14 protein-coding genes and 1 other RNA gene are annotated in these 14,857 nt (G+C 32.4%); 7 read left to right on the forward strand and 8 right to left on the reverse strand.

Annotated elements, in window-relative coordinates; all coding sequences use genetic code 11:
* The first annotated feature begins 260 nt into the window (after positions 1-260).
* Genes ACK2M2_RS09735 through ACK2M2_RS09765 form a run of 7 tightly spaced genes read left to right on the forward strand, consistent with a single transcriptional unit; the run spans position 261 to position 7,716 of the window.
* On the forward strand, positions 261-1,766 hold the full coding sequence (locus ACK2M2_RS09735) for a hypothetical protein (RefSeq protein WP_419347908.1): 1,506 nt from the start codon (positions 261-263) through the stop codon (positions 1,764-1,766).
* A 3-nt stretch (positions 1,767-1,769) separates the two neighbouring features.
* Positions 1,770-2,498 (forward strand): OmpA family protein, encoded by a 729-nt coding sequence (locus ACK2M2_RS09740; RefSeq protein ID WP_419347910.1) that lies wholly within the window; start codon positions 1,770-1,772, stop codon positions 2,496-2,498.
* Complete coding sequence (locus ACK2M2_RS09745) at positions 2,495-2,935, forward strand: hypothetical protein (RefSeq protein WP_419347911.1); 441 nt, start codon at positions 2,495-2,497, stop codon at positions 2,933-2,935. Before ACK2M2_RS09740 ends, ACK2M2_RS09745 begins: the two co-directional genes overlap by 4 nt.
* A 5-nt stretch (positions 2,936-2,940) precedes the next feature.
* Positions 2,941-3,576 carry a vWA domain-containing protein gene (locus tag ACK2M2_RS09750; RefSeq protein ID WP_176536913.1) on the forward strand — a complete coding sequence of 212 codons (636 nt, stop codon included), beginning with the start codon at positions 2,941-2,943 and terminating at the stop codon, positions 3,574-3,576.
* Positions 3,577-3,619: 43 nt separating this feature from the next.
* The gene (locus ACK2M2_RS09755) at positions 3,620-4,156 is read left to right on the forward strand and encodes a hypothetical protein (RefSeq protein ID WP_176536912.1); all 537 of its coding nucleotides are present in this window, start codon (positions 3,620-3,622) and stop codon (positions 4,154-4,156) included.
* 4 nt (positions 4,157-4,160) lie between these two features.
* Entirely contained in the window at positions 4,161-6,185 is a 2,025-nt protein-coding gene (locus ACK2M2_RS09760; protein ID WP_176536911.1) for a PP2C family serine/threonine-protein phosphatase, read from the forward strand.
* Positions 6,178-7,716 (forward strand): helix-hairpin-helix domain-containing protein, encoded by a 1,539-nt coding sequence (locus tag ACK2M2_RS09765; RefSeq protein WP_419347914.1) that lies wholly within the window; start codon positions 6,178-6,180, stop codon positions 7,714-7,716. Before ACK2M2_RS09760 ends, ACK2M2_RS09765 begins: the two co-directional genes overlap by 8 nt.
* Before the next feature lie 145 nt (positions 7,717-7,861).
* Here the strand turns inward: ACK2M2_RS09765 and ACK2M2_RS09770 are convergent, their stop codons facing one another.
* From ACK2M2_RS09770 to ACK2M2_RS09805, 8 genes are all read right to left on the reverse strand, one after another.
* The gene (locus ACK2M2_RS09770; protein WP_419347917.1) at positions 7,862-8,197 is read right to left on the reverse strand and encodes a DUF4236 domain-containing protein; all 336 of its coding nucleotides are present in this window, start codon (positions 8,195-8,197) and stop codon (positions 7,862-7,864) included.
* Between the two features lie 28 nt (positions 8,198-8,225).
* Positions 8,226-9,653 carry a hypothetical protein gene (locus ACK2M2_RS09775; RefSeq protein ID WP_005027408.1) on the reverse strand — a complete coding sequence of 476 codons (1,428 nt, stop codon included), beginning with the start codon at positions 9,651-9,653 and terminating at the stop codon, positions 8,226-8,228.
* 26 nt (positions 9,654-9,679) lie between these two features.
* Positions 9,680-10,534 carry a hypothetical protein gene (locus tag ACK2M2_RS09780; RefSeq protein ID WP_005027406.1) on the reverse strand — a complete coding sequence of 285 codons (855 nt, stop codon included), beginning with the start codon at positions 10,532-10,534 and terminating at the stop codon, positions 9,680-9,682.
* A 232-nt stretch (positions 10,535-10,766) separates the two neighbouring features.
* A complete protein-coding gene (locus tag ACK2M2_RS09785; protein ID WP_419347920.1) occupies positions 10,767-11,498 on the reverse strand; it encodes a Fic family protein in 732 nt (243 codons plus the stop codon).
* Positions 11,499-12,160: 662 nt separating this feature from the next.
* Positions 12,161-13,531, reverse strand: coding sequence for a tyrosine-type recombinase/integrase (locus ACK2M2_RS09790; RefSeq protein WP_171455675.1), 1,371 nt, complete (start codon positions 13,529-13,531; stop codon positions 12,161-12,163).
* A gap of 140 nt (positions 13,532-13,671) precedes the next feature.
* Positions 13,672-13,853, reverse strand: a non-coding RNA gene (gene ssrS, locus ACK2M2_RS09795) — 6S RNA.
* 100 nt (positions 13,854-13,953) lie between these two features.
* Positions 13,954-14,238, reverse strand: coding sequence for a cell division protein ZapA (locus tag ACK2M2_RS09800; RefSeq protein ID WP_409511031.1), 285 nt, complete (start codon positions 14,236-14,238; stop codon positions 13,954-13,956).
* Positions 14,239-14,240: 2 nt separating this feature from the next.
* Entirely contained in the window at positions 14,241-14,792 is a 552-nt protein-coding gene (locus ACK2M2_RS09805; protein ID WP_419347924.1) for a hypothetical protein, read from the reverse strand.
* Between the last annotated feature and the right edge of the window lie 65 nt (positions 14,793-14,857).

Here is a 14,857-nt window from a genome sequence, read left to right on the forward strand (position 1 = left end):
CCTCATACCCAAGTTGTCACTTGAATTCTGTTCAAATGAGCAGAGTGTTATCTTTTAAATCTTTGTGCAACAAAGCCTGTTTAAATTAAATTTTCAATATGAGTTGTTTTGTCACCATCTCCATGCATGGGGGCTTTTTACATCATCAAGTACAATCTTCAACTTATTATTCAAATTATTTTGACAAAAAATGATTTTAATCTATTCAAATCAAAAAAAAACTGTAAAATTATGTAATTAATTTTAATCAAACTAAAAATATGGATTGGATAATTGGCTTCAGCACAATCACACTAACAATAGCATTTTTAACTTTAATTTATTTCAATAAAGTTCAATCTATTAGAAGTAATGCTCCCTCATTTTTGGTGACTTTAGGTATTCTTTTTATGTTTATGGGGGTTGGTTTGGGTCTTTATGACTTTGATTTGAGCTCCAATCCAACTAAAGCAATTAACAATCTCTTGATACATATACAAGGTGCCTTTATAGCATCCACGATAGGAGTCTTTTATTCTATTTTATATAAAGCAATATTTTACTTCGTAAAAAATGATCAAAAAAATGATGATGCGCTGGAGGCTAGAATAAGTGTATTTCTAGATAATAATGAAAAAAGTCTATTGATCCAACAGAGACAAGAAGTTGAATCAAAAGATTATAAAGATACATTGGTCAAATACATTGAAGAGTTGGTTACTAGTAATGCAGATACTTTAGAAATTCAGAGAAAACAAGAAACTGAATTTAAAAATTATAAAGATATACTTGTAAGTCGTATCATCTCACTGCAAGAGAGTAATGAAAAATTTATTACTTCTCAAACAGAAAGAAATAATGAGATATTTATTTCTGCATTAAAGGCGGTAATGTTGGAATTCAATAAAGATATTGGAAATCAGTTTGCATCTAACTTTCCTAAATTAAATGAAACTTTAGAAAATGTTATTTCATGGCAAAATAGCTATAGTGAAGAAATTAAAAATAATCAAACTACTTTAAAACAAATAAATGAAAGTTATCTTGAGCAACAAAAACAGTTTGATTTGTTGAAAAATTATACTGAAAGTTTTATTCAAATGAATAAAGGACTGCAATTAAGTTCAGAAGAGCTTGATAATCAAATAAATATAATAAATGAAAAAGTAGAACAATTAGCTGTTTTGGGTAAAGAAAGTATTGTTGATGCTGAAAAATATCGCATACAGATGGATGCAATATATAATCAGTTTAATCAATCAAATCTTGATTTCATTGAAAATATGAAAACTTATCAACAAAATTCTTTAGATATGGCAAAATCATTTGAGCAAGTAATAGAAGTTAATAATTTATTCAAAAACAATAGTATTGATATATATGAAAAAAATTTAGAGTATTCTAAGAAGGTATATTTAAATCAAACAGATTTAATTGAAAAAGTAGGTGTTCATCAAATGGCTGCTATTGATAAATTTAAGAATAAAGTTGATAAGCAACTATATGAAGTGCATATGGATATTACACAAAAATTTGAAATGACGAATGATCACTTAAATAAAATAGATTCGCTGATCGAGAATCAACATGCATTAATAAAGAGTATTCAATTTCCTAAATTTGATAAACAATTATTGGATCTACAATTAGATATTTCGAAAAAAATAGAAATGACAAATAATCATATTAATCAGATTGATATGAAAATTGAAAATCAATATTCTTCATTAAAGAATATTCAAGAACTCAAAGCTCTGCCTACTAGTATTTCTTTAGGTGGTAATTAATTCATGAGGCTTTTTAGAAAGTTAAGTCGAGAAGATGAATGGGTGAGCTTAAGTGATATTATGACTTCACTTATGCTTGTTTTTTTATTTATTGCAGTTTATTTTATCGTTTCCACTAAAGATATTATTGAATTTCCAAAAGTTTTTCAAAGGAATGAGGTTTTATTACATTCTGAATTAAATAAAGTACTTAAAAATAATTTATCTAAATGGGGTGCTGATTTAGATACAACTGGTCTTGTGAGATTTAATAATAGTCAATTTATACAATTTGATACAGGTTCTTCTGATTTATCACCACAATTTAAGAGTGTTATTGATGAGTTTTTTAAAAATTATTTAACAGTGGTAATGAAACCAGAGATCGAAAAAAATATTAAAGAAATTTATATTGAAGGACATACCTCTACATATTGGTCTCGCAATAGTTCAAAGCAAGAATCTTATATTGCAAATATGAATTTATCTCAGGCCCGTGCACAATCAACTTTGGTCTATCTTTTAAGCTCTTCAAGTTTAAGTGTTGATCAAAAAAAATGGCTTAGTCAGAAAGTAAGAGCAATTGGCTATTCGTCATCTAAACCTTTAAATAATACTGGTGAACCTCTAAAAATTGGTGAAAGTGAAAATCCATCAAAATCACAGCGCGTTGATATCCGAGTTGTTACAACTACAGAAGAACAAATTCGTAAACTTGCAAATGAACACTTTAAAAATGATGGCAGTATATGAGTGATCAAATCAATTATTTGCCAGAATCTGTTAGCGAAAGCTTAAAGCTGAAAAAATTTTATGTTCAGCTTAAAAGCACAAATAGTATGGATGATTTTTCAGATTTGGTTTTGCTTACTTTAGACTGTAATCATGAACAAATTGATATCATTCACTTATCTTCTAGTACCCCTATTGAGGTGCCTTTTATTATTCATAAAGATAAAGTCATAGGTGTTATTACGATTTGGTTCGATACGACTAAAATACCAAAAAATATTTTTCACATTAAATTGGATAATTTAAGAGGTTTTGATAGTATTGAAATCAAACTAAGTATTTATAATGAATTGGTTTTTAAAAAAATTTATGAGTATTTTTATACTTATAAATTTATGAAAAATACTTTACTGAAACTGAAAAGAAATAACGATTTTTTTCTTTATGATAATGAGTAAGAATTATGAGAAGACTGCCTGTCTATTTAGTTATTGATACATCAGGATCGATGCACGGAGAGCCTATTGAATCTGTTAGAAACGGTATAGACCTATTTGTCTCTTCATTACGACAAGATCCGCATGCTCTAGAAACAGCTTATTTATCAGTAATCACATTTGATGATAAAGCTCAGCAGATAGTACCATTAACAGAACTTGCAGATTTTCAAACCCCATCTATAGAAGCTGGAGGTTGGACGGCTTTGGGTGAAGGGCTAACTTTAACAGCAAATTGTATTATTAACGAAGTTAAAAAGAATACAATTGACTCTAAAGGGGACTGGAAGCCATTGATTTTTATTATGTCTGATGGTGTGCCAACGGATGATTGGAAGCAGGGTTTCGAAAAACTGAAAGCAGTAAAGCCTGGCCTCATTATTCCTTGTAGTGTTGGCAGTATTGAAGCTGCAAGTGTTCTTAAGCAATTAGCAGAAGGAATTGTTCATTTACCTACTGCCGACAGTGCAACAATTACAGCTTTCTTTAAATGGGTTACACAGAGTGTTTCAATGAGTAGCCAAAAAGTTGATTCAAATCAAGGTGATGCTGTTATTGGAGATTTACCTCCGCCACCCCCTGAAATCAATTTTGTATTTTAAGAGGTGATAACCATAGCCTAATAGGGGCTATGGTATTTTTTTGATGAAAAAACTTCCTGTAATATGCCTAGTAGACAGCTCAATTTATAATTCTCATGAAAAATTGCAATCAACTAATATTGCATTAGAAGTATTATATAAGTTGTTGAATAACGATGATTATCTTAGAGAAAGTTGTGAAATTTATTTCTATACTTTTTCTGAAAATTTAATTTTTAAAAGTGTTATTAATCGTAAGTCTAACTTGAGAGATTTTCAAATTTCGGAAAATGAATTATTTGGTTTGAATTTTCTAGGAAATGCTCTTTATGAATTAGAAAACTCAATAAGTTTTGGCAAGGAATTTTATCGTCCAAACTTATTTATATTTAGTTCAAATAATGCAGTAGATGTATTTACTTTTGAAAGTTTTTCTAAAACTATTAGTAATATTTCACAATTTTCCAATATTGTTATTTATTCTATGGGTAATCTGACTATAAATTCAAAACATAAATATATGACTTTGACAGATAATATATTGAATGTCGAATATTTAACGGAATCAATTTTTAATATGTGTTTGAAATTTGAAGAGTAAAATTATGCTAAGTAAAAAAGATTATTGGGGAAATTTAGATAATTTTTTCAGTCATACAATAGATTTAATTGAAATGTTAGATTTAAAAAAAAATTGGATAGGAGTTGACCCTAAGAAAAAACTTTTATCTGAATTAGATGAAATAAAAAAAATTATTAATGAACAAATAGATTTTAATGAAAAAGGCGGTATTTTTTTTAATAAAAGATATAGTTCAAAAGACTCTAATCAAATAAGTGATACAAATACACCTACTATATTGATAGGTCAAGAGGTTTTAGCTGATAAAGAAGAGACTGATTTAGCAAATAAAAAGAAAGTCGAAGAGCATTTAGAAATAAATGACTCTGATCAATTATTATTACAGGATATTGTGATTGTAAGTGATGCAATTCAAATTGATTTAGTGAAAAATAATAAGATAGAACAAGAGGGTTTTGGAAAAGATATTAATGAGGAGCAACCAGAGTCTCAAAACAATAATGTTGAAGCTTTAAGTCCTTCTTTTGAAGAGAAGTCAGATAATCTAACTGATAATATTTCTCCAAGTATTCAATTCTATACTCCAGAAGCTCAAAAAAATAAAAATGAATCAATAATTCAGCTTTCTAATGCACAATCAAATGAATTGGAAAAAATTAATGCTGAGTTTGTTAACAATGAAATTAATATAAATAATAAAGACCAAGAGGTGTTAGCTGGTGAAACTAATGAGCAAAAAACACAAAAATCTAGCAATCAAATAATATCAAATATTGATATTAAAAAGTCAAAAAACAAATCAGCATCTAAGATAGTACCTCCAAAGGTGACTTTCTCAATTCCAAATGGAAAAATTAAAGAGTTTTATAAAGAAAAAATCACTATAAAGGAAAATATAGAAATTGAAATTCTTTATGAAAGTATTACTTTTTCAGAAAATAATTTAGGTATAAGTGTTGAAGACAGTTTTATTGTGGGACTTCCTCAAAAAATAGGTTCATCTGTTATTAACTTTAATTATAAACATCAAGATAACGTTTATAAGGCTAGTGCAAATTTAATTATTGTTGCAGATCCTAAAGATTTATGGGAGATCAATGAACCTGCCACAGCTTCATTATTTCCTAAAGAGCATGGATTTTATAAAACGACAAAATTTAATAATAACCAGGATTATAAAATTATTGCTGCAAGTCGTCGAGGGCGCTCACATGAACACAATGGTTCATTTAGGGATGATCATTTTGAATATAAAATTCTAGAACATGATCCATCCTTAGTACTTCTTTCTGTTGCAGATGGTGCGGGAAGTGCAAAGTACTCAAGAGAAGGTTCAAGATTAGCAGCAGAACAGTCGATAAACTTTTTAAGTCATAAATTAGTCGCAATACAAGCTTTTCAGGATTTAGAAAAGTATGTTTTTGATGAACCACACACGTCTGAAATAAATAAATCTATTGTTGAGAACTGGAATACAGCAGCAATCCAATTATTTAGAGAAGCAACTGATCATGCAATGGAGAAGATTCGTCAGAAAGTTGAGAATACTCAAAGTTCTTTTAGAGATTTTGCAACCACCTTACAAATCGTGATTGTTAAGCATGTTCAAGATAAACGTTTTATATCAAGTTTTTGGGTTGGAGATGGTGCTGTTGCCGTATATAACCAAGAGAAGATACGTTTGTTAGGTCAAACAGATGGTGGAGATTATGTTGGACAGACAGTTTTCTTAAGTCCAAATTTAGAACCCTTCCATCAGTATGTAAGCATTACAATTGCATCTGCACAAGATTGGTTGTTTTTAATGTCTGACGGTATTTCAGATCCATACTTTGAAACTGATAGTGAACTAAGTAGTCTAGATAGTTGGACTCAATTTTATAATGAATATAAAGAAGTTTTAAATAGCGATATAGATGGATCTGATTTGAATGAAAAAATTCATTTCTTCAAAAAAGGGCATCATGATGACAGAACGCTTCTTGTGCTTTTACCACACAATGAACCGAATTTAAGTTTAACAGTTGAGAGTTTCACGGATGTCTAATATCGTTCATTGTAAAACCCATGATGGAAGATCAATTAGTTATATAGATCAAATTATTGGTTCAGGTGCGATGAAAGATGTTTATTTCTCACCTGATAAAAGCTATGTCGTATGTTTTTTTAATAAGCAAAAAAACAAGTTTTATGAAAATCAAAATGACTATCAAGAACAAAAACGACGTTTACTAGAAATCGTTACGACTAAGCATGACAGTATTATGAACGGTTTGGGTGGGAAATATTGGGAAAAAGCGTTCTGTTGGCCAAATGCGTTAGTTGAGCATAATAATTTATTAGGTATTGTTGTGCCTGCTTATAGTAAAGACTTCTTTTTTGAATTTGGTTCAATTAATAATGATCAACTTCTTAAAATTAAAGGAAAGGAAAAAGAAGGCAGGTGGTTTGCGAGTGCTAGCAATCAAAATCGGTTTCTTGATGAAAAAGAGAAGGGCAATTGGGCTAGTTACTTGAAAATATGTATGATGCTAGCTCGTGGAATACATAGAATGCACGCAGCAGGATTGGCACATTCAGATTTATCATATAAAAATGTCTTGATCGATCCGATAAATGCTAAAGCATGTATTATCGATGTTGATGGGATGGTTGTTCCGGGTAAGTTTCCGCCAGATGTTGTGGGAACCCCAGACTTTATTGCTCCTGAAGTTATGGCAACCAGTCATTTAGATAAGAATGATCCAAAACGTTTTCTTCCATCAATTAGGACAGATAGACATGCACTAGCAGTACTGATCTATATGTATTTGCTATATCGCCATCCATTGCGTGGAAAAAAAGTACATGATTTGGATGATAGTCAGAATGATGAAAAATTAAGTATGGGAGAGCATGCACTATTTGTCGAACACTCCATAAATACATCTAATACTATTAATACTGACGATTGGAAAAAATCATATTTGCCATGGGTGGACACTAAAAAAATTCCATATACAGTGACTGGGCCATACTTATCAAAACTATTTAAAAAAAGTTTTGAAGATGCTTTACATGCCCCAAATCAGCGTCCTTCAGCAAATGATTGGGAAGTAGCTTTAGTAAAAACAACTGATTTACTACAGCCCTGTGTTAATTTAGATTGTAGTCAGAAGTGGTTTGTGTTTGATAATTCACAACATCCACATTGTCCATTTTGTGGTACGGCATACACGAAAAAATTACCTATTCTGAATTTTTACTCTTCTCGTAATCAGAAGGATTATAAATCGGATAACCATCGCTTAATGGTATGGTCAAATCAATCACTTTTTGAATGGCATATAAATTCTTTGATTTTGCCAAATGAGCGCTTAGAAGCTCATCAAATGCGAAGAATGGGTTATTTTGTCGAACATCAGCAAAAATGGTGGTTGGTGAATGAGCGAATGAACAGTTTATTTGTATTCGATGAAGAAAATCGGCAGCATAAAATTGAGATTGGCAATCGTATTGAGTTGAAAGAAGGTGTGAAAATTATTCTCTCTAAAGACTCTGGTGGTCGTTTGGCTTATGTTCAAATGTCTAATTCGTAAAATTTTCTAAATAGAGAAGCAGTAGGTTCGAAAAAATATGTCTCGCTTGAGTTAGTTTTTGTTAACTCAAGCGTTCATTAATTGTTTAAGTATTATTAGTTCTTGGAATGTTAGTACTACTATAAATAAAATTAGTATGATGAATCTAAAAAAATATAACACCTATTAAAAAGCAACAAATACCTATCAATAATAAAACATAGTTTTTTGAAGGCAAATTTGGTGAAGGAGTTGAGTGTGGTTTTGTAGGGATATATGAAGGCTCTTGTTCTAATTGTTTCTCAGGTGGTTTTTTATTCGGATGAAATTTTGAATAAGATATTCCCGTTCCGGGTATACCAATATTTGTGCGTATTCCTTTTTTATTCAAATTAATCGATGCACCTGATTTACCTAAACCAATACTACTAATCCCTTTTTTTGAGATATTAACTTTTACACCAGGTAAGATTTTGATACTTTTGCGAAATCTAAGACTCATAGTTTTTCTCTAATATACTTTTTAAATATCAATCGAATAAGAAACTTCGTAAATCATCTTCATTTTTCAATATCTTAGATTCCTCTACTCCATGAGCACGAGCCAATATAATACTGGACTCTATAATTGAAATATTAGTATTTAAGTCAAATGCTTTACTTCTTAAATCAGCAATTTTTTCAAATTCAGTATTAATTTTATTTATGACATTTATATAAACTTCATCAACCTTAGCTAAAAAAAGTTGCATGGAAGCTTCCATCTTCTGTGCTAGCTTCTTATCTTCGCCTAATAAAATTTCACATACAAACTTTCCTGCGATTGAACCAATGACGGCACCTAAGACCGGTATAGGGATGAATGTTTGTCCTGCTAGCGCAGCAAGACCAACACCTGCACTATCAGCACAAACAAAAATTGAATTCATTTGAAATTCTTCAAAAGTTAACTTCCCTTGGTAAAAGTCATGTACTAATGAGCTTACCCCTTTTGATGCACTAACAAATGCACCAGCTAGGGGAGCAGCTAACCCCGCACAATTAGTTAAACCATAAACTGCAGCACCAGTCACACCCGCTAATGCAGATGCTTTAGCTGTGTCTAATCCAACTTCTTTCCAATCTTCTTTAGTCAGCTCACCCTTAAATAAATTTTTTCCTTCATTTTTATATTTAAGATATAAAGAGGAACTTAGGGCAATAGCACCACCGACAGCTGCAGCAGTTCCAGCTGCTTTTAGCCCTTCTGTTAAGTTGGCTTGATGTTTATCGTGAATAATATCCTTCAATTTTTCATTTTGTTGTTCGAGGTCAGCACTATGCTTATTTAATGTTTCATGCACTTGACCTTGTTGAACTTCAGCATAATCAGATACTCCAGGACGAACCACCTCATTAAATGGCTGTCCAGACTTGGTTTGGATTTCTTCAATTTTTGCTTGAATAGAATTGATTGTCTTTTGACTTAAACCTTCAATAGATTCACCGCGATGAATTTTAGAAATCAATTCATAGTGATCTTTTGGAATATGATAATAAGATCTGTCACGACCGAAGTTTTCATATTTGTCCATATGCTTGAGTACATGTTCAAGATTATTGCCCAAACCGTTAATAAATTTTGATTGAACCTGAATTCCATCAATCAAATAATCTTCGGGCGCAGTGCGTCCCACCCCCTCAAAGGTCGCTCTAACAGTATCACCTGCAAGAGCATCTCTTGCATTGCGAATACCAACTTCAACATGTTCGGCAATTTCTCCATGTTTAGTAAGATCGCTACCTAAAATATTTTTAGGTGTGCCAATAAATTCTCGGACTTGATCAACATGCTTCATTGAATTAATGAAACATTGATCCTGCAGATTAAGTTGAGTAATTTTATCTTGTAGTCGAGCAACATTAATGCCATCGACTATGGCACTAGAAATCTGGTCTTGTACTGAAGTTGTTTGCATTAATATTGCCTGATGATTTAATTAAATTAGAGTTCAACTTTCTTTTTCATAAGTAAACATAAGCTCTCTACATGATTTTTCAGTGAAATCATAAGTGCCTTCTGACCACTATCCAGTTGACTATAATCAAGTGTGATAAGTGTTGAATCTAATGTACTTAATTGGGATTGCATCCCCACAATATGCTTTTGGGTCTCTTCCGCAAGTTTTTCTATTTCTAAAGATGCTGCTCTAAACTGTCTATTTAGAACTTCGATTTCCTTTCTTTTTTCATCAGCTTCTTTAGCGATTTTCTCATTTCTACTGCGTGCAAAAAGTGCACTTCCGACTAATGCCGTACCGCCAATTGCCCAGCCTACTGGTCCTGCAAGTGCTAATAAGGCATTGCCTGCAACCATACCACCACCACCTGCAGCAAGAGCACCTCCACCTAACCAAGCTAAGGCAGCATTAGTAGCTGCTGCCCCTCCTAAAGCAGAAATAGCGGTACCTGTAGATGCTGTCCCAAAAGTAGTAGCAATTGCCATAGCTGCGGTTGGGGCGAAAGCTACAACACCAGCCCCAGCAGCTACTCCAGCTCCAGCAGTACCGCCAGCCTGTATATCAATTTGACGTGCGTTTTCCTTAATCTTATCGAGAATATCGTTAAAAACTTTAAATTCAGCTTTATATTCACTGAATGTTTTATCAAACTCTTTAGGTTTATTGGCGATACCACTAAAAAGTGCTTCGATTCTAGTAATAATGTTATGACCATCATTTTTACGAAGATTCATTAATTTTTCAGACTGTAATCCTACTTTTTGTCCTAGGTGTTCATAAGCGCTTTTTGTGGCTTCAAATTGAGCAATAGCATTTTTTTTTAAATCGCCATTTAACATTTTTCCCTCTTACATATTTATGTATTTTGTGTGTAATGTATCATGTATGTTATTATTTTTGGTAAAAATGTAATCTGATATTTTTGAATAATTTTTCAATATTCACATTTCGAGTTGTTGACAATAAGTTTATGAATTACAAGGTTAATTAAAATTCATTAGGGGTAAAGTGAATACTTTACCCCTATATTTGATATTGTTGTATAAGATACATTACAAGCTAATTTTTATTTTAAAGATTTAAAACAACTTGATACGGTTTAAACCCTTCTAGTACAGCAGCGGAGACTAATTGTATAAACGCTTCAGTTTTTCCATAAGCCATCCATTGATCTAGGGCCTCATAGTAGGCCAATCGGTTTTCAACTGTTATTACACAAGGGGGATAACCAGCTTTAAGCAATTCAAGATTCATCAATAGACGTGATGTACGGCCATTGCCATCAATGAATGGATGGATACCTACAAAATCAGCATGTACTTTGGCTGCACGTTCAATCGGATGAAGCTTATGTGCCTCTGAGTTGTACCAGTCGACTAGCTGAGTCATTTTGTCATTGAGCAATGTATAGTCCGGTGGTGTAGTGGTAGCACCTGAAATCAATACGTTTTGTTGGCGATAACGTCCTGCATTGTCATCATCAATATTTTTTAGGATAAGTTGGTGAATATTGCGAATCTGCCATTCAGAAAACGGTTCTTCTTTTCGAATAATATCTTCAACGTAGTAGATAGCATTTCTATGGTTGATTGCCTCGAAATGTTCTCGTAAAGCTTTTCCACCAACAGTTATGCCTTCTAAAACGACTTTGGTCTCTAGCAATGTAAGTGTATTACCTTCAATTGCATTCGAGTGATATGTCCAGCGAACAATAAGATCTTCTTGTAGATTTTTTACAATTGCAGGAGAAAGAGGACGATGCTGATCTAATTTTTTCTTTAAAGCATCAATATTTCCAAACATAACCTAACCCCTGAAGTTGTACTCTTGAATGATACATGAAAAAAAGCGATTACAAAAAAGTGATGTTATATCATGACGTTTTTATGGAATTGTAAGGACGTGAGAACCTATATACCATTTCAAAAGTTCATTGCGGATTTGAATGTTATCTCCAACTGATTCAATAGACTGAATTTGATGTAGGTCCAAATTACGTTACTAAATTTCAGATTATCAGTTTGAAAAAGTGAATAGTATTTATACGGTATTTTTTACGGTAAAAGCTATTTTGGTTCAATTTTTTATTTATAAAAATCAATATCATATGTTCTGTTTATGGTGCGCGCTGAGGGAATAGTATCTTATGTTACTATGTCTGCACGCGGAAGATATCTTGTTACATATAAAAAGAGGGAAAAACTCCGAGTTCAAATCTCAATTTCAAGAAAAATATTTTTACTCAGTTTATATATCAAGTATCTGAGTTGCCCTTGCTGAATACCGGAAATGCATTTTTTTCTGCGACATATTTTAGTGACTATAATTAACTAGCAAAGAGAAATAACCAAAAATAGGGAAATTTATATGCTTGTGTTATATAGGTTTTGATGAAGTTGAACTTTGATAAGTTCAACTCATGCCGTTTTTGAATTTCTCTTCACAACTTTTATTATTTCAGTTGGCTATATATGTATTCTATTTGGTTTTTTAACAACATACTTTCGAGTCAAAATCCTACTTTTAACTTCTTCCGAAAGAATATGATTTTCAATTTTATTCATAGCATCTCTCAAATCTCTAGCATCTATTTGAGTATAGTCAGCCGTTATATCTGAATCTTCTTGATAGGAGTGGTTAATCAAAGCTTTAACAGTATACATTCCAATTCCACAACGATTGGCAATAGAAGTAAAAGTTCGTCTCAAATCATGAAATGTGAAGGGAATTCCTGTAGTTTCAGAAATCTTATTGCGAACATGTCTCCGATCTTTTACATGAGTTTGATTATTTGATGCTGGGAAAACATATTTACAGCCATTGGAATACTTTTTTCGCTGGTTGAATATATGAAGTAATATATTTCCTAAAGGTAAAAGTAAATCATTGCCATTTTTAGGATTAATAATTTTTAAAGTTCCAAATTTTAGGTCAACATTAGCCCAAACGAGTTGCTCAATTTCGCTACGTCTCAATCCAGTGAGTACGAAAGTCAAAAGAAAATCTTGGTTCAAATAACCATACTCATTAGCATATATTTGACCACGCCATTTGCTGTCAACAATCGCTTTAATCCAGTCGGTTTGTTGTTCACTATTAATATAGGTTTTTCTTGGTTTTAGCTTATTAAATAGATCATTTCTATACAGAATCGCAACTGGGCTAAACTCTTTAATAATTGGTTGATCATTACAAATCAATCTTTTGCGATGATAATTATAAACAGCTGAAAATAATTTAAGCGTAATATTTGCATGAGATTTATTGGTTTTTGAAATTTCAGCATGCTTAACTATGACCATTTGCATCGTTACATCTGTAATTTTTAAATGATGCCAATCTTTTAAGTACAAGCTCATATCTCTGTCATACACAGCAACTGTATTTGGCTTTAGCTCTGTTCTAGCTTCTATGTAGTGTTTATAAGCATCTATCAAAGTTGGGATTTGCTGATAATTTAATCGTCCTTGGGAGGCTTTTTGGCGTAGTTGTTCTTTTTTGTCGTTTGGGTTTATTCCCTGGGACATTTCAAGGAGATATTCGGTTGCTTTCTGTCTAGCAGTTTCTGGTGTAAAAATACCATGATCTCCAATAGTGACACGGCAGGGAACACCATTTGGCATTTTCTTTTCAACAGTATATACAAGAGAGTGGCGAGTCGCTCTGATAGCAAATCCAATCAGTTTAAGATCACGAAAAAAAAGTTGTTTCCCACTTGGAATATCAAAACAGTATTGTTTGGAATCCTTAAGGGATTCATCTGCATAAGGATCACTTAGTTGTTTAATGAGACCTTTAACAAATGAAAGGGTAATATGTGTTTTTTTATTGGACATTTTCATTTCCTATCAGCAGTCGCTGAATAAGTGAATAGAACTTGGGTATACATGGAGTATACAAAGATCTAAAAAATGAAAATTCATTTGGTGGAGATTTGAAGAATTTTGTTCATGATCGTTATAAAACAATCATTTAGAAACACTCCGAAGATGCCGCTGCATGTCGTTACCCTGAACCCGATGAGTTCAAGGTGGACACGACGCATACTTGCTGGGTTTCCCACTCGAAGGTGGGCATACACTCTAAATATGCAGAACGCATCCGGAGATATAAGTATCGGCAGGGATATAGACTCACTGGCAAACATCTCAGAGTTGTACTTAGTATACCAAATCTTTCAAATCAGGCAAATCATCAGTGCTTAAAAAAGCATAAAACAACGATTTTGTCTTAACAACCGCACAAAGAAAAAGCAGTTTTATACTGCTTTTTCAACATCTTCGATAATAGTGTTAAGTAATCGTTCACACTGTGCATATTCTTGTAACGATTTATTCATGCTTAGAACTTCTTGCATTAATTCTAAAGCCACCATGATCATTAACTTATTGTGTTCCATATTCGGTGCTTTACGGCGGAACTCTTGAAATTTTTCATTCAGTAATTGACCCGCACGTTCCAAATCGGCTTTTTGATTATTGGTGGTTGAAAGACGGAATGTTTGTTCAATCAGGCGTAATTCGACAGTGACATTTTCAGACATGATTAAACTTCCTCACTTGAATCAGATGGGTGAGCAAGCTGTTGGATTTCTTGCGCATGCTGATCTTGCTCTGTACCTAAAATAGACAGTCGTTGAATAATCGCTTCAACTTTGCCTTTTGCATGTTCATTTTTTTGAATGAGATTTTCACGTTCAGACTGCAAATTTTTAATGTCTTGTTGAGTCCGCTGCTGTTCAGCTTGCAATTTTTCTTTCAAAAGACGCAATTCATTACGTTCAGCCAAAATTTCTTGGAAACGATTTTTAAGATCAGTACAACTTTTTTCAAGACGGCTATAACGCTCAGCCAGTGCAGTTGCATCGGTATTGAGCTGAGAGTGTGTGCCTTTTAAGCTATTCAATTGTTCAGTCAGATTGTCAATTTCATCCTGCTTTTGTGTTATCAGATTGTTTTTATGATTAATTTGGGTATGAGTTTGCTCAGCATTATGTGTTTTATCATTCAATAATGCGGCATTGTCACTTTCAGATTTTTCAAGGCGTGTTCTTAAAACGCCAATTTGCGTCTGTAGACGCTGTAATTGTTCTAACATAACGAGGTCGCACAGATCTGCAATCAAAGGTAATATATAGAGAAGTATAGAGATTGGATAAGCGA

The organism is Acinetobacter sp. TY1, from assembly GCF_048551395.1.
Lineage (GTDB): Bacteria > Pseudomonadota > Gammaproteobacteria > Pseudomonadales > Moraxellaceae > Acinetobacter.